The sequence below is a fragment of the Lactococcus taiwanensis genome, from assembly GCF_017068355.1.
GTDB lineage: Bacteria > Bacillota > Bacilli > Lactobacillales > Streptococcaceae > Lactococcus > Lactococcus taiwanensis.
In genome coordinates this window covers 1,432,484-1,453,856 of record NZ_CP070872.1, presented here as the reverse complement: position 1 = coordinate 1,453,856, position 21,373 = coordinate 1,432,484, and the positions used below count along the sequence as shown (strand labels likewise).

Annotated in this window: 21 protein-coding genes; 19 read left to right on the top strand and 2 right to left on the bottom strand. The window is 39.3% G+C overall.

Annotated features, from left to right (window positions below; translation table 11 throughout):
- Positions 1 to 5: 5 nt before the first annotated feature.
- Positions 6 to 914, bottom strand: a complete 909-nt coding sequence (locus JW886_RS07145; RefSeq protein ID WP_205871701.1) for a LysR family transcriptional regulator — start codon at positions 912 to 914, stop codon at positions 6 to 8.
- Between the two features lie 162 nt (positions 915 to 1,076).
- On the opposite strand from JW886_RS07145, the gene JW886_RS07140 reads away from it, so the two are divergent.
- The 3 genes from JW886_RS07140 (at position 1,077) to JW886_RS07130 (ending at position 4,942) form a co-directional block, all read left to right on the top strand.
- Positions 1,077 to 2,699, top strand: coding sequence for a malolactic enzyme (locus JW886_RS07140; protein ID WP_205871700.1), 1,623 nt, complete (start codon positions 1,077 to 1,079; stop codon positions 2,697 to 2,699).
- A gap of 16 nt (positions 2,700 to 2,715) precedes the next feature.
- Positions 2,716 to 3,996 (top strand): 2-hydroxycarboxylate transporter family protein, encoded by a 1,281-nt coding sequence (locus JW886_RS07135; protein WP_075525447.1) that lies wholly within the window; start codon positions 2,716 to 2,718, stop codon positions 3,994 to 3,996.
- Positions 3,997 to 4,234: 238 nt separating this feature from the next.
- Positions 4,235 to 4,942 (top strand): glucosamine-6-phosphate deaminase, encoded by a 708-nt coding sequence (locus JW886_RS07130; RefSeq protein WP_075525448.1) that lies wholly within the window; start codon positions 4,235 to 4,237, stop codon positions 4,940 to 4,942.
- Positions 4,943 to 5,011: 69 nt separating this feature from the next.
- Here JW886_RS07130 and JW886_RS07125 read toward each other — a convergent pair whose 3' ends face one another.
- Entirely contained in the window at positions 5,012 to 6,160 is a 1,149-nt protein-coding gene (locus JW886_RS07125; protein WP_205871699.1) for a hydroxymethylglutaryl-CoA synthase, read from the bottom strand.
- A 202-nt stretch (positions 6,161 to 6,362) separates the two neighbouring features.
- Here JW886_RS07125 and JW886_RS07120 point away from each other — a divergent pair, with 202 nt between their 5' ends.
- The 16 genes from JW886_RS07120 (at position 6,363) to JW886_RS07045 (ending at position 21,288) form a co-directional block, all read left to right on the top strand.
- On the top strand, positions 6,363 to 7,508 hold the full coding sequence (locus tag JW886_RS07120) for a thiolase family protein (protein WP_205871698.1): 1,146 nt from the start codon (positions 6,363 to 6,365) through the stop codon (positions 7,506 to 7,508).
- A gap of 73 nt (positions 7,509 to 7,581) precedes the next feature.
- Entirely contained in the window at positions 7,582 to 8,817 is a 1,236-nt protein-coding gene (locus JW886_RS07115) for a hydroxymethylglutaryl-CoA reductase, degradative (RefSeq protein ID WP_205871697.1), read from the top strand.
- Positions 8,818 to 8,941: 124 nt separating this feature from the next.
- Positions 8,942 to 9,214, top strand: a complete 273-nt coding sequence (gene rpsP, locus JW886_RS07110; protein ID WP_075525451.1) for a 30S ribosomal protein S16 — start codon at positions 8,942 to 8,944, stop codon at positions 9,212 to 9,214.
- 98 nt (positions 9,215 to 9,312) lie between these two features.
- The gene (locus JW886_RS07105; RefSeq protein ID WP_075525452.1) at positions 9,313 to 9,552 is read left to right on the top strand and encodes a KH domain-containing protein; all 240 of its coding nucleotides are present in this window, start codon (positions 9,313 to 9,315) and stop codon (positions 9,550 to 9,552) included.
- Between the two features lie 133 nt (positions 9,553 to 9,685).
- Positions 9,686 to 10,630 (top strand): ferrochelatase, encoded by a 945-nt coding sequence (gene hemH, locus JW886_RS07100; protein ID WP_205871696.1) that lies wholly within the window; start codon positions 9,686 to 9,688, stop codon positions 10,628 to 10,630.
- Positions 10,631 to 10,711: 81 nt separating this feature from the next.
- Complete coding sequence (locus JW886_RS07095; protein WP_205871695.1) at positions 10,712 to 11,557, top strand: alpha/beta fold hydrolase; 846 nt, start codon at positions 10,712 to 10,714, stop codon at positions 11,555 to 11,557.
- Positions 11,558 to 11,744: 187 nt separating this feature from the next.
- Positions 11,745 to 12,260, top strand: coding sequence for a ribosome maturation factor RimM (rimM, locus tag JW886_RS07090; RefSeq protein WP_205871694.1), 516 nt, complete (start codon positions 11,745 to 11,747; stop codon positions 12,258 to 12,260).
- 2 nt (positions 12,261 to 12,262) lie between these two features.
- The gene (gene trmD, locus JW886_RS07085; RefSeq protein WP_075525456.1) at positions 12,263 to 13,006 is read left to right on the top strand and encodes a tRNA (guanosine(37)-N1)-methyltransferase TrmD; all 744 of its coding nucleotides are present in this window, start codon (positions 12,263 to 12,265) and stop codon (positions 13,004 to 13,006) included.
- Between the two features lie 128 nt (positions 13,007 to 13,134).
- Positions 13,135 to 13,527 carry a DUF1149 family protein gene (locus JW886_RS07080; RefSeq protein ID WP_075525457.1) on the top strand — a complete coding sequence of 131 codons (393 nt, stop codon included), beginning with the start codon at positions 13,135 to 13,137 and terminating at the stop codon, positions 13,525 to 13,527.
- A gap of 18 nt (positions 13,528 to 13,545) precedes the next feature.
- Entirely contained in the window at positions 13,546 to 14,391 is an 846-nt protein-coding gene (locus JW886_RS07075; RefSeq protein ID WP_200407181.1) for a DegV family protein, read from the top strand.
- Between the two features lie 71 nt (positions 14,392 to 14,462).
- Entirely contained in the window at positions 14,463 to 15,239 is a 777-nt protein-coding gene (dapB, locus tag JW886_RS07070) for a 4-hydroxy-tetrahydrodipicolinate reductase (RefSeq protein ID WP_205871693.1), read from the top strand.
- A gap of 58 nt (positions 15,240 to 15,297) precedes the next feature.
- A complete protein-coding gene (locus JW886_RS07065) occupies positions 15,298 to 15,828 on the top strand; it encodes a GNAT family N-acetyltransferase (RefSeq protein ID WP_205871692.1) in 531 nt (176 codons plus the stop codon).
- A gap of 101 nt (positions 15,829 to 15,929) precedes the next feature.
- Positions 15,930 to 17,144, top strand: a complete 1,215-nt coding sequence (locus tag JW886_RS07060) for a CCA tRNA nucleotidyltransferase (protein ID WP_200407184.1) — start codon at positions 15,930 to 15,932, stop codon at positions 17,142 to 17,144.
- 28 nt (positions 17,145 to 17,172) lie between these two features.
- Positions 17,173 to 18,597, top strand: coding sequence for a C69 family dipeptidase (locus JW886_RS07055; protein ID WP_205871691.1), 1,425 nt, complete (start codon positions 17,173 to 17,175; stop codon positions 18,595 to 18,597).
- Positions 18,598 to 18,734: 137 nt separating this feature from the next.
- Complete coding sequence (locus tag JW886_RS07050) at positions 18,735 to 19,265, top strand: hypothetical protein (RefSeq protein WP_075525463.1); 531 nt, start codon at positions 18,735 to 18,737, stop codon at positions 19,263 to 19,265.
- Positions 19,266 to 19,410: 145 nt separating this feature from the next.
- The gene (locus JW886_RS07045; RefSeq protein ID WP_205871690.1) at positions 19,411 to 21,288 is read left to right on the top strand and encodes an ABC-F family ATP-binding cassette domain-containing protein; all 1,878 of its coding nucleotides are present in this window, start codon (positions 19,411 to 19,413) and stop codon (positions 21,286 to 21,288) included.
- Positions 21,289 to 21,373 lie beyond the last annotated feature (85 nt).

Here is a 21,373-nt window from a genome sequence, read left to right as displayed (position 1 = left end):
AGCTTTTACAAAGGCGTTGATAAGGAGCCTTCTTCATCTAGCTCATCTAGCAGTGCCATCAATGCTTGTAAATTCTCACCGATAATTGTATTTTTAAGGTAGGCATATTGGACATAAAAAATTTGTTTATCCTCTGGGATAAGTGGGATTTTAACAATACTTTCCATATCAGAAAAAGGGAGAAAATCGGTCATTAAAGTGATTCCTACGTCGGATTTGACCAGTTGACCGATAGTTTGGATATCGGAAAAATTTAGCAAAATTTTTGCTTTTCTTTTATATTTATCATTGAGATTTTTAAAGGCTTCCATATGAACGAAACTTTCATCGAGAAGAATGAAGGGATATTCTAATGCTTCTTCAAAAGAAATTTCTTTACGGCTAGCTAAAGGATTCTCCTTAGATACAAAAATGTAAAATTCTCGTTTGTAAAGGCGCTTGACTTCTAAATTAGGTAATGACAATGGGGTGATACTACCAATTAGGCTAAAGTCGATGTGTCCGCTTAGAAGTTTCGATAATAATTCTTCAGAACCACCTGAAATCAAGTCAAAATGAGCAAGAAAAGAAATGGCCTCTTTTTTTTGTAAGAGTTGGGAAAGGATTTTTGCTCGAATGATAGGAGGGAAGCCCACATGGAGCTGACGATTTTTGGAGTGTTCAATGGCGCGTTGTGTCAGTGCCAGTTCATCCAAGATATTTTCAATATGTGTTTTGAGGATTTTTCCTTCATTTGTTAAAACCACAGTACGATGGGATCGATCCTTATATATTAAATCACAGTTATAATATTGTTCCAATCTTTTTACAGCGTAGGTAATAGTTGGCTGACTGACACCGAAATAGTTGGAAACAGCGGTGAAGGAAAGAAGGTTCCCGAGGGCGTTAAAATACTCGAAATCATGCAAGTTCATTGGTTTAAGAGCTCCTTTTATGTTTTATATTTTAACATAAAAAGTTACTTTTGTTATAAGTGAAATTTATTATAACACTATAATTTGACTATAATTTTTTATAAGTATTAAAATACGTCTTGTAAGAAAACTTATATTATCATTTATTTGGAGGACGTACACATGCGTGCACATGAAATATTAAATAACCCTTTTACGAATAAAGGAACAGCCTTTACAGAGGCAGAACGTCAAGAACTTGGCTTAATTGGTCTTTTGCCCCCTTATGTTCAAACAATTGAAGAACAAGCGGCTCAAGCTTATGAACATTACCTTACAAAACCATCAGATCTTGAAAAACGTCATTTCCTTATGGAAATTTTCAATACAAATCGTACATTATTCTACTATTTGTTCAACCAACATATCGTAGAATTTAACCCGATTGTTTATGATCCAGTTATCGCTGAAACTATTGAAAACTACAGCCATCTTTTCGTAGATCCACAATATGCGGCTTATTTGGACATTAATCATCCAGAAAATATTGAAGCTACATTGAAAAATGCTGCTGGTGATCGTAACATCCGCTTGATTGTTGTGACTGATGCTGAAGGAATCTTGGGTATTGGTGACTGGGGTACACAAGGTGTAGATATTTCTGTCGGAAAACTTATGATTTATACAGCAGCAGCAGGTATCGATCCCGCCTCTGTTTTACCAATCGTGATTGATGCAGGAACAAATCGCAAAGAACTTTTGGAAGATCCAATGTACTTAGGTAATCGTCATGAACGTGTTTATGGTGATACTTATTACAACTTTGTTGATCAATTTGTAAATACTGCGGAAGAGATGTTCCCTAAATTGTACTTGCACTGGGAAGATTTCGGTCGTTCAAACGCCGCAACGATTCTTGATAAATACAAAAAAGTTATCCCAACATTCAACGACGACATTCAAGGAACTGGTATCGTTGTGTTAGGTGGTATCTTTGGTTCACTTGACATCACTGGTGAAAAATTGACCGACCAAATCTACCTTTGCTATGGTGGTGGATCTGCTGGTGCTGGGATTGCTGCGCGTGTTCATGCTGAAATGGTCAGCGAAGGCCTTTCAGAAGAAGAAGCTTACAAACACTTCTTCATGATGGACAAACAAGGTCTTTTGTTTGATGATATGGAAGACTTGACTCCTGCCCAAAAACCATTTGCTAAAAAACGCGCTGACTTCGCTAATGCTGGCGATATGGCAAACCTTGAAAATGTCATTAAAGTGTCTAAAGCAACGATTCTTGTTGGGACTTCAACAGATGCTGGTGCCTTCACGAAAGAAGTTGTTGAAGCAATGTGTGCGAATACAGAACGTCCAGTTATCTTCCCAATTTCAAACCCAACCAAAAAACTTGAAGCGACTGCGCAACAAGTGATTGAATGGTCTGATGGGAAAGCCTTTGTTGCAACTGGTGTCCCTTCTGGAACAATTTCATACAAAGGGGTAGACTACCAAATTGGTCAAGCGAATAACGCTTTGATTTATCCTGGTTTGGGTCTTGGTATGTTGGCTTCTGAAGCAACACTATTGACTGATGAAATGATTGGGGCTGCGGCTCACTCACTCAGTGGTTTGGTTGATCCTGGTGCTGCAGGTGCTCCTGTCCTTCCTCCATTTGAATATGTTGCTAAAGTCTCTATCAAAGTGGCTGAAGCTGTAGCTAAAATGGCTCAAGAACAAGGTTTGGCTCGTGCTGAAGAACAAGATATGGCTAAAGCTGTACGTGATCTTAAATGGGAACCAAAATACTAAGAGGTTAACGGAGTAAATGAAAAAATTAAAAGATATTAAAATTTCAGGGATTAGTCTCCCCCTCTATGCCTTCTTTATGATTGTTATTATTGTAACGATTGCATTAGGAAAATTACCACTTAATATGGTCGGGATTACTTTACTTTTGGTGGCTTTAGGGCACTTGCTCTATTTCATTGGTGAAAAGTTACCGATTATGAACTCCTATCTTGGAGGGGGTTCAGTCTTTACACTGATTGGTGCTACACTTCTATCCTTTTTCCATATTATTCCTTCAAATGTAATTAGTGCTGTAGGAGATTTCATGGGTGGTCAATTTGGCTTCCTTGATTTCTACATCGCTGCGCTCATTTGTGGTTCTATCTTGGGAATGAACAGAAGTTTGCTGGTTAAAGCATCAGCTAAATTCATCCCAGTTGCATTAGTAACAATGGTTGTTGGGTTCTTTGCTGTTGGTGGAATGGGAATGCTGCTTGGTGAAGGTTTTGCCCATTCTGTTATGTATGTTTCAATGCCAATGATGTCAGGTGGTATGGGTGCAGGGATTACACCCCTTTCTCAAATCTATGCTGACGGTTTAGCGCATGGCAATCAAGCAGCTATTTTCTCTCAATTAGCTCCTGCAGTAACTTTTGGTAATATCATCGCGATTATTGGTGCGCTTTCTATTGCGAAAATTTTCGCTAAGAGCAAATACAATGGTCACGGTACCTTAGTAGAAGCTACGAAAGAAGAATTGGAAAAACCAAAAGTTAAGCTTGACGCTACAAAAATCGGTGTGGGTATGCTTTTTGCCTTCTCCCTCCTGATGGTCGGAATGATTCTTAACAAATTTGTTCCTAATGTCCATGCTTATGCCTTTATGATCATTATTGTCTTTGTGCTCAAAGCACTCAATGCTGTCCCTAAAGAATTGGAAGATTCTGTCGTAATGTTCAATCAAGTCATCATGACAAATCTGACCCATGCTGTTTTAGCTGGGATTGGTTTAGCTTTGATTGACTTAACAACTTTAGAGTCAGCTTTGACATGGCAGTTCATCGTCCTTTGCTTGACAAGTGTTGTTGCAATGGGCTTGACAAGCTGGTTCTTAGGCTTGGTACTTGGCATGTATCCTGTTGAAACAGCCATTGGAGCTGGTATGATTAACAACTCTATGGGTGGTACAGGAAACATCGCTGTCTTATCAGCGTCTGACCGTATGGAAATGATTGCCTTTGCGCAAATGGCTAATCGCCTTTGTGGAGCTATTGTTTTGATTATGGGTGGAATATTGATCCGTTTCTTCTATGGATGAGTTTTTCTAAAGTGATAAAATGTCAAATTTATTTTTGAAAAATAACCAACCTGCTGACTTATGTCAGTAGGTTTTTTCTATTTTGGAGCTTTTGAGAGTACATAGAAATTACTGACCATTTGGTCAGTAAAAAAAGCGAATTTTGTCAGTATTTTTGTGTTGACATCAGCTTTTTTTGTGCTATAATAAAAGTGTAGATAAATTGATATATACCAATTTAGGAATGGAGCATAAAAAAATGAAAGTTATTGTTGTTAAAAACCAACTTGAAGGCGGAAAAATTGGCTTTGATCTTTTGAAAGAAGCGATTGAAAATGGGGCGAAAACACTCGGACTTGCTACAGGTTCAACACCAGTTGAATTTTATAATCAAGTTGTGAATTCAGATCTTGATTTTACTGATATGACCTCAGTCAACTTGGATGAGTATGTAGGGCTTGATGGTTCAAATGACCAATCTTACCGTTACTTCATGAACAAACATTTGTTTGAAGAAAAACCATTTAAAGAAAACTTCTTACCAAACGGAAAAGCTGCGGATTTAGATGCTGAAGTGAAACATTACGATGAAATTATTGCTGAACATCCTATCGATTGGCAAATTCTTGGTATCGGTCAAAATGGACATATTGGTTTCAATGAGCCAGGTACACCTGCAGACATCACCACACATGTGGTAGACCTCGAAGAAAGCACAATCAAAGCCAATGCACGTTTCTTTGAATCTGAAGCAGATGTTCCACGCCAAGCCATTTCTATGGGCTTAGCTTCAATTATGAAGTCTAAAAATATTGTTTTGATGGCTTACGGTAAAGAAAAAGCTGAAGCAGTCAAAGGCATGATCGAAGGTGAAGTAACAGTAGATCTGCCAGCTTCAATTCTTCAAACACGTGACAATGTGACAGTAATTGCTGACGAAGCAGCCGCTTCATTATTAAGCAAATAAAAAAGACCTCTTCGGAGGTTTTTTCTTATAAAAAATACTGACAGAGCTGTCAGTATTTTTATTTTATTGTCATTTTTTGTATAAACGATGGTTATCCAAAATCTCTGAAACGGAATAAGGTGTAGGATCATCAAAAGTTTTGTTGTGGTTCAAATCTAACTTTTCTTCAAACATGACTTCATACTCAGCAATATTCAGGCGTTTACGAGCATCCAACATAGATTGATGTTCCACCTTTCTTAGTTGTTGCTCATAACCCTCTACTAACTCACCAGAGAAGAATTCAGCAACAGTGCCAGAGCCATAGCTAAAAAGTCCAATTCGGTTGCCTGCTGCTAGCTCACCATTTTCTAAAAGTGAGATGAGACTCAAATATAAAGAACCTGTATAAAGATTCCCTACACGGCGGTTATAGACGATGCCATTTTCAAATTGTACCATCAACTCATCAGCGTTTTGAGGTTTTTTCTTTTCTAACATCGGCATGAGTGCTTTTTTACCCATTTTGGTGTAAGGAGTATGGAAAGCGAGTGCTGCAAAATCTTCAAAACTCAAAGAGGTACGGCGTTCATATTCTTCCCAGATTTGAGCAAAAGCATTGATATAGGTCGCATTTGAAAATTGTCCATCGACAGAAGGATAAGCCTGTCCAAATGGACGCCAAAAGTCGTAAATGTCTTGTGTGAGCGCAACGTTATCATTATTTAATTTCAAAATACGTGGGTTAGCACTGACGACCATGGCAACGCTCCCAGCGCCTTGTGTAGGTTCCCCACCAGTATTTAAACCATATTTGGCAATGTCTGAAGCGATGACCAGCACTTTTACATCAGGATTTAAACGGACATGGTCACAAGCTAAGGCTAAACCTGCAGTTGCAGAATAACACGCTTCTTTCATTTCAATGCTGCGTGCAAAAGGTTGGATTCCCAACAGATCATGAACGACCACCGCAGATGCTTTTGATTCGTCAACACTTGACTCAGTACCAACAATCACCATATCAATCGCCTTTTTATCTTCTTCACTCAAGAGAGGAGCGGCAGCGTTTGTGGCAAAAGTAATAATATCTTGAGTAGTCGGATTAACAGCCATCTCGTCTTGACCAATCCCAATATGAAATTTAGCAGGATCCACGTCCCGCGCTAAAGCCAAATCTGTCATATCCACAAAAGTGTTTGGAACAAAAAAGGCAAGTTTATCAATACCAACGTTCATAGCATAAAAATTTTCTCATCTAATTAAAAAAATGAGAAACTCCTTTCAAAATGTCTTTCAGAATGCTTCAATTTTATCATAAAAATGGCTGAAATCATAGCTGTGCTACCTTGTTGTTTGATTCTAATTTATCTTACTATTGTAAAGAGACTTTGACAAATGTCTTTTAAAATATGCTATAATGGCTTTCGGAGGTTTACTCGTGAAAGAAATTGTAATCATTGACGCTTTGCGCACACCCGTTGGAAAATACGATGGTGCGCTCGCTGAATATACAGCAGCAGACCTTGGAACGCATGTCGTTTCAGCATTACTAAAAAAACATGTACAACTAAAAGAAGATATTGATCAAGTCATTTTCGGAAATGTCCTTCAAGCAGGAAACGGGCAAAATGTCGCCCGACAAATTACTATTAATAGTGGACTTTCCGCAGAAGTGCCAGCTTCTACGATTAATGAAGTCTGTGGCTCAGGAATGAAAGCTGTTATATTGGCCAAACAACTTTTACAACTGGGAGAGGCTGAAGTAGTTATCGCTGGTGGTACCGAGTCGATGTCACAGGCCCCTATTCTCAAAGATAGAAAAACTGACAAAGAAAGCCTCAGCATGTTATCAGATGGTTTGATTGATGCATTTTCTGGTATTTCTATGGGAATCATCGGTGAAACCATCTCCGAACAATTTGGAGTGAGCCGAGCTGATCAAGATCAGTTTGCCCAAAATTCACAAGAAAAAGCTGTTGCGGCCCTACAAGCTGGTGTTTTTCAAGAGGAGATTGTACCTGTTGGGGAGTTTAAAGATGACGAGGCACCACGGCCTACCTCAAGCCTAGAAAAATTAGCAACACTTCGTACCGCCTTTAAAGAAAACGGCACCGTGACCGCTGGTAATTCTTCGCCTGTTAATGATGGAGCCTCTGCCTTAATTTTGACTACAAAATCCTATGCACAAGCTCATGATATTCCTTATTTAGCGGAGCTTGTTGATAGTACTGAAGTAGGAATTGATCCAGCAATTATGGGCGTTTCACCAATAAAAGCAGTTCAAAAGCTTTTGAAACGTACAGGTCTTGAATTGGCGGATATCGATCTCTTTGAAATTAATGAAGCTTTTGCGGCATCTAGCGTGGCTGTTAATCGTGAACTTCAGCTTGATGAGAGTAAGGTAAATATTTATGGGGGAGCAATTGCCCTTGGACATGCTATTGGCTCAAGTGGTTCACGTTTGCTCACTACACTAGGATACGCCTTACAACGTGAAGAAAAACGATATGGTATTGCAACACTCTGTATTGGGGGCGGCTTAGGGTTAGCAGTCTTATTGCAGAACCCAAATTACAGGGATTAATCTTGTGAAGAAGCTTAGAAGTAGAGCTTGTATTTTGATGGAGGATTGCCCAGAACTTCTGGGCATTTTGTAAATGGAAAAGAAATTTTATCAATTGACCCCAGCCCAACGCCGTGCCACTCTAAACCTTTCTAAAAAGCACCAAGAAATTTTAGAAAATATGGCCTTAGACGCGGATATTGCGAATAACCTCATTGAAAATCAGATTTCAGAGTTTGAGCTCCCTATGGGCCTTGCACGAAACTTTGTGGTAAATGGGCACACTTACCAAGTACCGATGGTGACAGAAGAACCCTCTGTTGTTGCTGCTGCTAGCAATGGAGCAAAAATTGCAGGGGAGTTTACCGCAGAGGCTATACAACGGCTCATGCGTGGCCAGATTGTCTTTTATGACATACAAGCACCTGAAAAAGTATTGCAAAAACTTGAAGAAGAAGAAGCACGCATCTTTCAGTGCGCTATCGAAGCCTACCCTTCTATCGTGAAACGTGGCGGTGGTTTAAGACACTATGCAACCCGGATCTTTGAAGAAGAAAAATTTTTATCGGTCGATTTTAAAATTGATGTGAAAGATGCCATGGGAGCTAACATCACCAATTCAATTTTAGAAGGGCTGTCACAGCTTTTTCGAGAGTGGTTTCCCCAAGAGCAGATCTTGTTTAGTATCTTATCCAACTATGCTACGGAATCGTTAGTGAAAGTAAGCTGTGATATCCCTGTAGCAAATCTCTCAAAAGAGGGAAGAGGTCAGGAAGTTGCTGAAAAAATTGTTGCTGCATCACGCTTTTCTAAATTAGATACTTATCGTGCCACAACACACAATAAAGGCATTATGAATGGGATTAATGCTGTGGTACTGGCGACGGGAAACGACACACGAGCTATTGCTGCGGGGATTCATGCTTACGCTGCAAAAGATGGAAGTTATCAAGGACTCGGTACATGGCAAACCCACAACGATAAGTTACATGGTGAGTTGATTGTGCCACTTCCTGTAGCAACAGTAGGAGGCGGAGTGAAAGTTCTTCCAAAGGCGCAAACTGCTTTAGAAATCTTGGGTGTTAAAGAGGCCAAAATTTTAGCACAGATTATTGCTTCTGTGGGACTTGCACAAAATCTTGCAGCACTGAGAGCCTTGGTCTCAGAAGGGATTCAGCAGGGCCATATGAGCTTACAGGCGCGCTCACTTGCATTATCAGTAGGTGCAAAAGGAGAAGAAGTATCTAAAATTACCGCACGCCTTCGTCAAGAAAAAATCATGAATCAAGCTGTGGCAAAGAATATCCTTGAAGAGTTAAGAAAAAACTAACCTACCCCATTTACTCGTATAGGATAATTTGCTATTTTATAACCCTGTCAAGATTTTTTCTTGACAGGCTTCTTTTTGTCTGCTATAATGTTAGAGTACTAAGATAAGAAAAGGAAATATAAAAATGTCTGTAAAAATTCGTTTGACTCGTATGGGTTCTAAGAAAAAACCATTCTACCGTATTAATATCGCTGATTCACGTTCACCACGTGATGGTCGTTTCATCGAAACAGTTGGGACTTACAACCCACTTGTTGCTGAAAACCAAGTAACTTTGAAAGAAGAACGCGTATTGGAATGGTTGAGCAATGGAGCACAACCCTCAGATACAGTTCGTAACATCCTTTCAAAAGAAGGCGTTATGAAGAAATTCCACGAATCAAAACTTTCTAAATAATAATTTTATGAAGGCTGCTTTTTAGCAGCTTTTTGTACAGGAAAAGACAACTCACAGATTGATGGACTTGTTAAAACAAGTTAGAGTAGAGGTAAGAAATGCAAAAAGATGTGAAAGAACTGGTAATGACAATTGTAAAACCATTGGTAACCGAGCCTGATGAGGTTTCATTAGAGCTTATTGAGGGAGAAGAATTCATGGAATATCACCTCAGAGTTGCTGATGGCGACATTGGAAGGATTATTGGACGTCAAGGGCGGATTATCCAAGCGATTCGTACAGTGGTTTATTTTGTTCCTGTAGAAGGTAAAAAAGTTCGTCTGCTTGTTGATCAATAAAAAATGAAAAGCTCACATGGTGGGCTTTTTTTATTGTATGAAAAATTATGTTAGAATGAAAAATATTGATTAACAATTGTAGATACAATCGGTTATAAATATAAATAAACTGATTTTTTATATAGGTGGAATAATGGATAAGAAAAAAGGAATCTTATTAGTAGCTTTGGGAACTCCCCGCTCATGTGAAGCAGATGATGTGAGGGATTATTTAAAAGAATTTTTAGGTGACCCTCTTGTTATACAAAAACCAAGATGGCTTTGGTTGCCGATTTTAAATGGAATTATTTTAAAAGTGAGACCGCAAAAATCAGCAGAGATGTATAAAAAAATCTGGACAGATGAAGGTTCCCCTTTGATGATTTACACAGTAGCACAAGCAAAGCAACTACAGGATATGCACGAAGATTTTGATGTTCGTTTTGCCATGACTTACGGAGAGCCACGCATTGATAAAGTCATCGCTGAGATGAAAGAATCTGGTGTTGAAGAAATTACTGTTCTTCCACTTTACCCTCAATATTCTTTAACAACAGTTGAACCTGTAATTCAACAAGTTAAAAAAATTGATGATAAGATAAAAGTGATTAGAGATTTCCACAAAGTAGAATCTTATAGCGATTTACTGGCAGAGTCTATTAGAGAAAAATGGCAAGCAAAGGACTATGATAAATTGGTCCTTAGCTATCATGGAATTCCCATGTCCTACGTGACCAAGAAAAAAGATGCTTATGAAGAGCAGTGTAAAGAAACAACACGTTTGGTAGTAAGTAAACTTGGTTTGAGGGAAGAAGAATACGAGCATACTTATCAATCAAAATTTGGTCCTGAAAAATGGTTAGAACCTGCGACTATTGATAGAGTTGCTGAACTTCCCAAAGAAAATGCTAAAAAAGTATTGATCTGTTCACCAGCCTTTGTTGCAGATTGTTTAGAAACTTTATTTGAATTAGAAATTGAAAATAAAGAAGTATTTGTTGAAAATGGGGGAGAAACATTTGATTTTGTTCATCCTTTCAATGATTCTTTCGACTTTACGAGGGTGTTAAGTGAAATCATCGACCAAAATAAGAGCTGAGAAATAAAAGAATAGCAATGTGAAAGAAAAATAGGATTTGTTATAATGGTTCTTAAGATGCTAAAATAGTAAGGAAAGCCAATGAAAAAACAGTATGAAATTATTTCAATGAAAGACCATTACCGAATTCGCCTTGGAATTTTTGAGCCAGAACAAAAAGCAAAATCAGTAGTACAATTAGTTCATGGATTTGGTGAATACACCGGTCATTATCTCTATTTAATTAATGAATTAGTCAACGCTGGTTTTATTTGCGTAATGCACGATCAGAGAGGACATGGTGTTTTGGCAGCTGCTAAACCAAAGCTTCAAGGACGAGCTAGAGCTTACGAGAGCCTAATTAGTGATGTATTGGAAGTAAGAAAAATAATTGGTAAAAAGTATCCAAAATTACCAGTTTATCTGTTTGGACATAGCATGGGTGGAAATATTTCTCTTAATGTTCTTTTGAGAAATGTTGAACATCAAAAGCTCTACCAAAAAGCAGTAATTGAATCTCCTTGGTTGGCCTTAACTAATCCACCAGCTCTACTCCTTCAGAAATTGGCAGGTCTCTTGGGAAAAATAAGTCCAAATGTTAGAGTTCGCACAGGTTTAAAAATTGAAGCAATTTCCCGTCGAAATGATTTAGTAGATTTGGTAACTAAAGATGGAATATACCACGAACTTCTTTCTTTGCGACTCTTCTCACAGATTATGGAAGCAGGCCGTTTTGCGCAAAGTCAGGCTGCAAACTTGGAAATACCCACTTTATTATTCTGTGGTGAATCAGATCAGATTTGTTCGCCCGTTGCGATTCGTTCATTTGCAAACAATGCGGGTGAAAATCTTGAATTAATAGAGGTTGCAGAGGGTTACCATGCGCTTCATCTAGATACTGAAGCAGAGGACTTTATTGAAAAAACTAAAGATTTTTTTCTAAAATAAATATTAAAGTAATGTGGAAGAAAAGATATAAAAGTGTCGTTCGTTTCGAAGGGCGCTTTTATTAATGGATTCAAAAAATAAATTTATTTTGCTCTCGGTATTCTCTCGTAATCCTTTCCAATATAAAAAAGACTTAAAAAATAGTTTCATTTAAATCAGGGTCTATCAGGTATGGTATAATTGGAGAATGGAAAAATTTTACAAGGTAGGAACAATTGTTAACACGCAAGGACTTCAAGGTGAAGTCCGTGTAATGCCCACAACAGATTTTGCTCAAGAACGCTTTTCAAAAGGGGCAATTTTGGCGCTTTTTGATGATAAGGATAATTTTGTTCAAGAGTTGAAGGTAAAGTCTGGGCGCCCTCAAAAGAATTTTTATGTTGTTAAATTTGAAGGCTTTTATCATATTAATGATGTTGAAAAATATAAAGGCTATGTAGTCAAAATTGCCGAGCAAAACCAGGAAGATTTAGAAGATGGTGAATTTTATTATCATGAAATCATTGGCAGTGATGTCTATGAAAAAGATGTCTTAATAGGTCAAATATCCGAGATACTTCAACCTGGGGCTAATGATGTCTGGGTGGTGAAACGTAAAGGGAAACGTGATTTATTATTGCCTTATATTCCACCTGTTATTTTGAATGTTGATGTAGCAAATCACCGTGTAGATGTTGAAATTATGGAAGGATTAGATGACTAAAAATGAGAGTTGATATTTTAAGTATCTTTCCTGAAATGTTTGCGCCGCTCGACCAATCCATTGTTGGTAAAGCTCAAGAAAAAGGAATTTTAGAGCTTTATACGCATGATTTTCGGGAACAAGCCAAAAATAAACAGCGTCATGTTGATGATATGCCTTACGGTGGAGGTCAAGGGATGCTTTTAATGCCTCAACCGATATTTGACACTATGGATTTGATTCCACAAAATGAAGAGAAACCAGCACGTGTCATCCTTTTGGATCCCGCTGGGAAAAAATTTGATCAAAAAATGGCTGAAGAGCTAGCTGAAGAGGAACAATTAATCTTTATTTGCGGGCATTATGAAGGCTATGATGAGCGCATTAAGCAACTTGTCACCGATGAGGTGTCTTTAGGTGACTTTGTTTTGACAGGGGGTGAAGTAGCTGCCACTGTGATGATTGATGCGGTGGTGCGTCTCTTACCCGGAGTTTTAGGCAAGGCAGCAAGTCATGAGGATGATTCTTTTTCAAGTGGTTTGCTAGAATACCCTCAGTACACTCGGCCACAAGAGTATAGGGGAATGAAGGTTCCAGAAGTCTTAATGAGCGGGCATCATGAAAATATCCGTAAATGGCGCTTAGAGGAATCTTTGAAAAAAACGCTCGCACGGCGACCAGATTTACTTGAGCAATATGAAATGAATGAAGAAGAAGAAAAAATTTTACAAGAGTTAAGTGAAAAAGCTCAAGATATGGTAAAATAAAGTAGTAATTGAAATGAACAGGTAAAACCTTGTTAATCTTTTTCGATCCATCTTTTTGATGTTTCTTTTAGAATGAGGTAAGGTCAGCTAAATTACTAATAATGATGAGGAATGGAGCGAGTTTAAAGATGACTTTAACGATTGAACGTGAGCAAGAGTTTGTTAACCAATTTCACTATGACGCACGTAACTATGAATGGGAAAAGGAAAATGGTACACCTGAGACAAGTCTGAATGTCCAATTTCAATTGGTTCCGACAGACACTTTAGAGCGTGTAAGTGAGGAGGATACCGCAATCCATGCAGTTTTAACTTACATGATTGTCTTAGATAATATTGTGCTTTCTGGTTTTGTAAGTCAGCTGAATTACATCCGCGGTCGTGTACTCAAAGAACAAGAAGAACTAGAACAAGAAGAACTGACGCAATTGGCTGCGCCTCTGTTTGATTTATTGAAGCGCCTTGTCTATGAAACAACGGAAGTTGCGTTGGATCAGCCCGGAATTAATTTGGAATTTTAACTTAACGAATAAACTTTTATGAAATTAGCTATTATAACTGATACATCAGCAGACATTGCTGAAAAATATAAAAAATACGAGAATCTTTTTGTTTTAAATATCCCAATCTCCATTGATGGTGTTGATTACGATATGTCAAAAATTTCTCCAGAAGAGTGGTTCGACTTGATGGAAACGGCACAGGATGTGCCTAAAACCTCGCAACCTAGCGTGGCGGAGTTGGAACTATTACTGCAAAAACTTGAAAAAGAAGGGTATACCCACGTTTTAGGGCTCTTTTTGCCAGCCGCAATTTCTGGCTTTTATCAAAATGTTTTTTACTTGCAAAATGAGTTTGATAAAATGGTTGTTAACTTTCCAGAAACTTTTATCACATCAAGCCCTTTAGGCTATATGGTAGAGACAGCTTTGGATTTAGCTGAATCTGGAGCAGATTTTGATGAAGTTTTTACAAAATTTGAAGAGCAGCGCGAGGGAGACCGTGCTTATATGTTGGTTGATGATTTACATTGGCTAGCTAAGGGGGGACGTCTATCTAACGGAGCTGCTGTGCTGGGGACCTTATTGAATATTAAACCTGTCCTCACGTTTAGTACTGATGGTAAAGTTGAGGTTTTTGAAAAAGTACGAACCGTTAAAAAAACAATGAGTCGGATGAAAGAGCTATTGCTTCAAGAAGCACAAGATCGGTCAGCTTACAAAGTTTATATCATTCAAACCCGAGCCGAAGAACGTGCTCAAGAGCTTTATGATTACGCAATTGAGCAAGGTTTTGATGATGTAGAAATGGCTACTTTTGGTCCTGTTATTGCGACCCATTTAGGCTTAAATACGGTGGCTTATGCCATCTCACCCAAAAAATGAAGTTAGGCACGTTTTAACGTGCTTTTCTCCCATAATGAATTATCAGAAAAATCAAAATTGAGGTGCAAATCATGAATAAAGTGAAGATTATTGTTGCAGGCTACCGAGGAAAAATGGGCAGTGAAGCGGTACAGATGATTTTGAAGAACGATGAGTTTGAATTGGTTGGACTGCTGGGACATCATGAGGTGGTTTCTGAAGCATTTGGCGTACCTGTTTTTAATAAAAAAGAAGAGCTGATCGGTCTGTCAGCAGATATCTGGTTGGATTTGACCGCTCCGTCTGTGGCTTATGAAAATACGCGCTTTGCTATGGAAGCAGGCTTTCGTCCAGTAGTGGGAACAACAGGATTTACTGAAGAAGAAGTGACGGAGTTAGTCCGACTGTCTCGTGTAAAACATCTTGGAGGCTTGATTGCACCAAATTTTGCCCTGGGGGCCGTTTTGGTCATGCAATTTTCAAAAATCGCTGCACAGTATTTTCCAGACGTGGAAATTATTGAATTGCATCATGATGCCAAGAAAGATGCTCCTTCGGGGACGGCGCTTAAAACAGCTGAATTGATGGCTCAAGTGCGTCAAGCTCACTATCAAGGGGCAGCAAATGAAACGGAAAGTTTGGCTGGTGCACGCGGGGCAGAATTTGAAGGAATGCGGATTCACTCGGTTCGTCTTCCTGGACTTGTCGCCCATCAGGAGGTGCTTTTTGGTGGTAAAGGGGAAGGCCTAACCTTACGGCATGACTCTTATGAACGTTCAAGTTTTATGACGGGTATTGCCTTAGGAATAAAAAAAGTGATGCAAGCTAAAGAGCTTTACTATGGTTTGGAACATTTTTTGGATTTGTAAGTCGGGAAAGTAAAATGCGGTTACTGACAGGTTGGTCAGTAGATAATGAGGAATAAAAATGGAAAATATCGTGATTCGGCAGTTAGAGCAAATGGACAAAGAGGCCTTTTTACGTTATGCTGCAGACTGGAAGAAAGAGACGAGTCCTTTTAAAATCGAGGCAACAGAGCGCTATCCTAACTTTAAGGCAGAAGACTTTGAGGCTTATCAAACTGATCTTCGTCGACAAGAAACAACTCCTAAACAAACGGACTATTCTACAGCAACACATTATTTTGCTTTTGTGGAGGGTGAAATAGCTGGAGAAGTAAGCTGTCGCTGGCAGATTGAAAAAGGGATCCTTTTAGAGTGGGGCGGTCATATTGGCTACGGTGTGGCACCTTCTTTTCGAGGACATGGGCTGGCGCAAGAAATGGTGAAGTTTGTGCTCCCTGAATACCGCAAGCAAGGGATTTCACGGGTCATGATATCAGCTGATGAGGGAAATTGGGCAAGTCGTAAGACGATTGAAGCGGTTGGTGGCCTCTTGGAAAACACGGTTTTGGTAGAGGATGAGAGGGTGTGTCGCTACTGGGTGGAACTTCCTTAAAAATGTTGAACGGGCGGCTACTTATGGCTTGGTCAGTAACTTTTGAGTTTAAAAGTGGGGTCAAGCCCCGTTTTTTTGTTAAAAAATGATAAAATATTAATATGAAATTAGATAAATTACCTGTGGAGTTTTTGCAGGCTCTGCCGGTTTTAAAAAAAATAATTGCGCATGGGTTTGAGGCTTATTTTGTCGGAGGATCGGTGCGGGATGTCCTATTGGGACGTGAAATACATGATGTTGATATTGCAACGAGTGCTTATCCTGAAGAAATTAAGGCTATTTTCCCTCATACGATTGACGTGGGAATTGAGCATGGCACGGTGCTTGTTTTAGCTGGGAAGTCTGAAGCCGAGCACTATGAAATCACAACATTTCGAACGGAGTCGCAATATACAGATTATCGACGACCTGACCATGTAGACTTTGTGCGTGATTTGCGAGAGGATTTGAAGCGACGGGATTTTACGGTCAATGCCTTTGCTTGTGATGTCAATGGAGAGATTATTGATTTGTTTGATGGACTGACTGATCTATCAGAACGTCGGTTGCGAGCAGTAGGCTCGGCATTAGCTCGCTTCAATGAGGATGCCCTTAGAATAATGCGTGCTCTGCGCTTTGCTTCAACCTTGGACTTTAAAATTGAACAAGAAACTTTTCAAGCCATGTGTGAGCGAGCACCTTTATTAGAAAAAATATCGGTGGAGCGACTCTTTATTGAGTTGGATAAATTATTATTAGGTAAGGACTGGCGCAATGGTGTCGAGCTATTAATCAGTGCTCAGGCCTGGAAATTCTTGCCAAATTTTCAACAGGATGCCTTAGAAAAGTTACTGACAGACTTGTCAGTAGACTTTCAGTTCGAAAATTCTGAGCAAGCTTGGGCAGCTCTTTTGACAAAGTTTGAGCAGGTAGATGTGAAAGCTTTTTTACGTCAATGGAAAGTGTCGAATGAATTTTCTAAAGCTGTGGCTGATTTAGTTGAAGCCTATGGACTTGAGGAATGGACTTTGATGAGCCTTTATCGTTTTGGAAGTGATAAGGCACGTTTAGTGGATGACTTGAAGAGGGCCAGTGGCATTGCTGTTGACCCTAAAAAAGTACAATTGCTGGATAAGGCTTTACAAATCCATCAGCGTAGCGAAATTGTCGTGGCTGGTAAAGATTTGATGGAAGAGTTTGCCATAAAACCAGGACCTGCTTTAGGAAAAATGCTTAAACGTATTGAAGAAAAAATTGTCCGAAATGAATTACTCAACGAACGCCAAGCCATTTTCGCTGAAGTAAGCCAAGCGCTAACTAAGGAAAAAAGCTTTTAGCACAACAAAAAATAGAAAAGGAAAAAATATGAAAATCGAAAATCGTCGTAAAGGTTCATGTACTACTGTACTTGTTGGAAGAAAAGCCTCAATTGATGGCTCTACTATGATTGCGCGCAATGATGACGGTCATGAGGCCCTTGATCCGCAACGTTTTGTAGTCGTTCATCCAGATGAACAACCGCGTCACTACAAAGCAGTCTTATCTGGATTAGAACTTGATTTGCCAGATAATCCTTTACGCTATACATCAACACCGAATGCGGTTTTAGCCGAAGGAATTTGGCCAGCAGCTGGGATTAATAGTGAAAATGTTGCTATGTCAGCAACAGAAACCATTACCACTAACCCACGTATTTTAGGTTTAGATCCTTATGTTGCAGATGGAATGGGAGAAGAAGATCTGGTTACTCTGGTCTTGCCTTATGTAAAAACTGCGCGTGAAGGTGTCGAACGTTTAGGGGAGCTGTTAGCGACTTATGGTACTTATGAACCCAATGGGATTGCTTTTGCAGACCACAAGGAAGTGTGGTGGTTAGAAACTATTGGCGGCCATCACTGGGCAGCTGTGCGCATTCCTGATGATGCCTACGTTGTCGCGCCAAATCGGATGAATATTGATGATTTCAAATTTAATAGTGAAGGTTATCTTTGCTCCAGTGATTTGAAAAACTTGATTGATGAAAATCATTTGAATCCTGACCTAGAAGGCTATGAAACGCCTTATAATTTACGTCATATCTTCGGCTCAAGCTCTATTAAAGATTCCGTTTATAACAATCCACGGACTTGGTACGGGCAAAACTTCTTGGGAACCGTCTCCGAAGATCCTCAAAATCAAGAATTGCCATTTATCTGTGAGGCAACTCGTAAGATCACGGTAGAAGATGTAAAATTTGTCCTTTCTAGTCACTTTGAAAACACAAGCTATGATCCTTACGGCACAACCAACACTCCAGAAGAACGTAAACTCTTCCGTCCTATCGGAATTAACCGTAATCATAGTGTGCACATTTTGCAAGTAAGAAATCATGTGCCAAAAGAGTTAGCGGGTGTGCAATGGTTGGCTTTTGGTGCCAATACGTTCAATCATGTTGTACCTTTCTATACAGCGATTACTGATACACCAGCTTGCTATCGCGATGCCAAAGGTGAATATGACCCAACAAACATGTATTGGTTATCTGCCACCACCGCTGTGCTCGGTGATAGCAATTATGATTTGTTTGTGGACTTGCGCAACACTTTTGAATTAAACACCATGGCAAAATTCCATGAGATTCAAAATGAAACGGATCGTGGCTTTGATGCTGCCACCGATAAATTAGCATATTTGACAGAGGCCAATGAAAAATTAGCTGCTGTAGCTTTCAAAAATCAAACCGAACTTTTGGGTCGGATGGTTGTTCTTGGCTCAGCTAATATGAAATTGCGTTTTGACTTTAACGACTAGTAAAAAAAGAAAGTAGCGTTTAAGCTGCTTTTTTTAACATTGGCGTCAGCAAAATAAAGTGGTATAATACAAATGACAAGCTGGTCAGCTAAAATTTTACCCCTATCGGCTCAAGAAGTACTTGCAAAGGAAAAGAGATGAATTCACGAAAATTTAGAAAAACTAAAAAACATACGGGACGTAATATTATTATTGTCTTGTTATCACTTGTAGTCCTTCTTGGATTGATTGCCTTTGGGGCGGTTATGTTAGAGCGCAAAGTTATCTCTACAAAGATGGACAGTGTGGTTTCAAAAATTGTACCAGACACCTCCAGCCTAACAGAAACATCGAGCGGTACGACTTCTGAAGTCAAGTCTGCCACTCCGTCAGCCATCGCCAACCAACTTAATGAAAATACTGACAGCATCGTCAGCCAATCTCAAGGTTTGATTGATCAGGCTCAAGCAACAAGTGATGAGAACGGAGTGACTTATACTTTAAAAAGTTCGAAGTTAAATAAAACAACCGTCAATGCTGCGCTCTTAACAAACGGTGATCAAGTAGAAACAATTGCCAACCAAGCCTTAGAAGCCATGAAAAACGCTGGCATCAGTCAACCCAAACTAAAAATTAATGTGACGGATGCGCAAGGGAATATTATTAAGACCCTTTCTTACACCAAATAAACTGTTTGATAAACGCCAATAAGTGGACTGACCGCTTGGTCAGTAAGCCCCGTACACAAAGAAGTACAAAATCAGCCCTGTCGTTACCGACAGGCTTTTTTATGGTATAATCGAAGCAGTAGACTACAGAAAATAGGACAGATAAATGGCAGATTTCATTGCACAAAACTTAACAAAATCCGTCGGAGAAAAAACCGTCTTTGATCAGATTAATTTTATTATTCACGATTTGGATCGTATTGGACTCTTGGGAGTTAATGGTACAGGAAAAACAACTTTACTTAACGTCATTGCCGGACAGACCAGTTTTGACGGGGACCTTTCGCCTTTTGAGCATCCCCAAAACTACAAAATTACTTACTTAACACAAGAACCAGACTTTGATCCAGCAACAAGTATTTTAGACACCGTTTTAGATGATAGCTTACCACAAATGCGAGCGATTAAAGCTTATGAAGCAGCACTTTTGGATATGGATAACCTTAATCAGTTTGAAAGAGCGCAAGCTGAAATGGATCGACTCAATGCTTGGCAAGTAGAAGCGGATGTTAAATCTGTCCTAACAAAGCTTAATTTGCCAGAGCCCTCCGTGCTTATCGGGAGCTTATCTGGGGGACAAAAGCGGCGCGTGCAACTTGCCCAAGCTTTGGTTAATGATTCGGATCTCCTCTTACTTGATGAACCGACAAACCATCTTGACGTGGAAACCATCACTTGGCTTCAAAATTACCTGAAAAATGCACGCCGTACGGTTCTTTTTGTTACGCATGACCGTTATTTTCTTGACAATGTAGCCACACGAATCTTTGAACTTGAAAATGCCGGCTTAAAAGAGTATCAGGGGAATTATCAAGATTATTTAGCTAAAAAAGCTGAAGACGAGGAACGGGAAGTAGCCGCAAGCCATAAAGCCAAACAGCTCTACAAAAGTGAATTAACTTGGATTCGTAAATCGCCCCAAGCTAGAGCGACCAAACAGCAAGCCCGCATTGATCGCTTTGACACTTTGAAAGAAAGTCTAAAAACACCTAAAGCGTTGGGAGATTTAGAGTTGAATATTGCCAGCACGCGGCTTGGTAAGAAAGTAGTGAACTTTAAGTCAGCCCGTTTTTCTTATCCTGATCGCCCCATTTTTGAAGACTTTGATTTGATTGTTCAACCTCACTCACGTTTGGGGATTGTGGGGGATAATGGTGTAGGAAAGTCGACTCTCCTCAATATTATTGCTGGAGAATTGGCCTTAACGGGAGGAAGTTTAGAGATTGGAGAAACGGTTAAGATTGGATATTTCAGTCAAGAAATTCGAGGGCTTGATGAGAACAAACGAATGATTAATTTCTTAGAGGAAGTTGCATCAGCAGCTCACAATAGCAGTGGTGAGAATATTTCTATTGTCAACCTCTTGGAGCAGTTCCTTTTTCCTAGATCGACTCACGGGACGCTTATATCAAAACTTTCAGGTGGAGAGAAAAAGAGACTTTACCTGCTGAAGATTCTCTTATTACAGCCTAACGTTTTACTTTTGGATGAGCCCACTAATGATTTGGATATTGCCACATTAACGGTCTTAGAAAACTTTCTATCCACCTTCCCAGGCGCTGTTTTGACTGTTTCGCATGACCGCTATTTTCAAGATAAAGTCTCCAATGAGTTATTAGCCTTTGAAAAGGGTAAAATTAATCATTATTTTGGGGCTTACAGTGATTATCTCGCTGTAAAAACAGCAGAAAAAGCAACTGACAGAGCTGTCAGTAAAAATGAGAAGCCGGTACACATCCCATCAACGGCAAGCACTGATAAGCCAAAGTTGACTTATATGGAGAAAAAAGAATGGGAAACCATTGAAAATCAAATTGCTGAAATTGAAGCACGAATTTCCGAAATAGATACAGAAATGAATGAAAATGGCTCGGATACAGAACTTTTACTTACTTTACAAAAAGAATTAGACCATACCACAAAAGAACTTGAAGAAAAATACGAACGTTGGGAATACTTATCAGAAAGGGCTGAAGAACAATGACCACGCAAGAACTTATCGAAACACTGTAAAAACTTCCCCAAGAAGCAACTGTCAAAATTATCCAAAATGACCTGAGTGGGGAGCG

Coding starts and splice junctions, on each gene's coding strand:
- JW886_RS07075 (WP_200407181.1), top strand. CDS start 13,546: ATGAAATTAGCTATTATAACTGATACATCAGCAGACATTGCTGAAAAA.
- JW886_RS07055 (WP_205871691.1), top strand. CDS start 17,173: ATGAAAATCGAAAATCGTCGTAAAGGTTCATGTACTACTGTACTTGTT.
- JW886_RS07140 (WP_205871700.1), top strand. CDS start 1,077: ATGCGTGCACATGAAATATTAAATAACCCTTTTACGAATAAAGGAACA.
- JW886_RS07125 (WP_205871699.1), bottom strand. CDS start 6,160: ATGAACGTTGGTATTGATAAACTTGCCTTTTTTGTTCCAAACACTTTT.
- JW886_RS07060 (WP_200407184.1), top strand. CDS start 15,930: ATGAAATTAGATAAATTACCTGTGGAGTTTTTGCAGGCTCTGCCGGTT.
- JW886_RS07050 (WP_075525463.1), top strand. CDS start 18,735: ATGAATTCACGAAAATTTAGAAAAACTAAAAAACATACGGGACGTAAT.
- rpsP (WP_075525451.1), top strand. CDS start 8,942: ATGTCTGTAAAAATTCGTTTGACTCGTATGGGTTCTAAGAAAAAACCA.
- dapB (WP_205871693.1), top strand. CDS start 14,463: ATGAATAAAGTGAAGATTATTGTTGCAGGCTACCGAGGAAAAATGGGC.
- JW886_RS07045 (WP_205871690.1), top strand. CDS start 19,411: ATGGCAGATTTCATTGCACAAAACTTAACAAAATCCGTCGGAGAAAAA.
- JW886_RS07065 (WP_205871692.1), top strand. CDS start 15,298: ATGGAAAATATCGTGATTCGGCAGTTAGAGCAAATGGACAAAGAGGCC.
- rimM (WP_205871694.1), top strand. CDS start 11,745: ATGGAAAAATTTTACAAGGTAGGAACAATTGTTAACACGCAAGGACTT.
- hemH (WP_205871696.1), top strand. CDS start 9,686: ATGGATAAGAAAAAAGGAATCTTATTAGTAGCTTTGGGAACTCCCCGC.
- JW886_RS07115 (WP_205871697.1), top strand. CDS start 7,582: ATGGAAAAGAAATTTTATCAATTGACCCCAGCCCAACGCCGTGCCACT.
- JW886_RS07105 (WP_075525452.1), top strand. CDS start 9,313: ATGCAAAAAGATGTGAAAGAACTGGTAATGACAATTGTAAAACCATTG.
- JW886_RS07080 (WP_075525457.1), top strand. CDS start 13,135: ATGACTTTAACGATTGAACGTGAGCAAGAGTTTGTTAACCAATTTCAC.
- JW886_RS07130 (WP_075525448.1), top strand. CDS start 4,235: ATGAAAGTTATTGTTGTTAAAAACCAACTTGAAGGCGGAAAAATTGGC.
- JW886_RS07145 (WP_205871701.1), bottom strand. CDS start 914: ATGAACTTGCATGATTTCGAGTATTTTAACGCCCTCGGGAACCTTCTT.
- JW886_RS07135 (WP_075525447.1), top strand. CDS start 2,716: ATGAAAAAATTAAAAGATATTAAAATTTCAGGGATTAGTCTCCCCCTC.
- trmD (WP_075525456.1), top strand. CDS start 12,263: ATGAGAGTTGATATTTTAAGTATCTTTCCTGAAATGTTTGCGCCGCTC.
- JW886_RS07095 (WP_205871695.1), top strand. CDS start 10,712: ATGAAAAAACAGTATGAAATTATTTCAATGAAAGACCATTACCGAATT.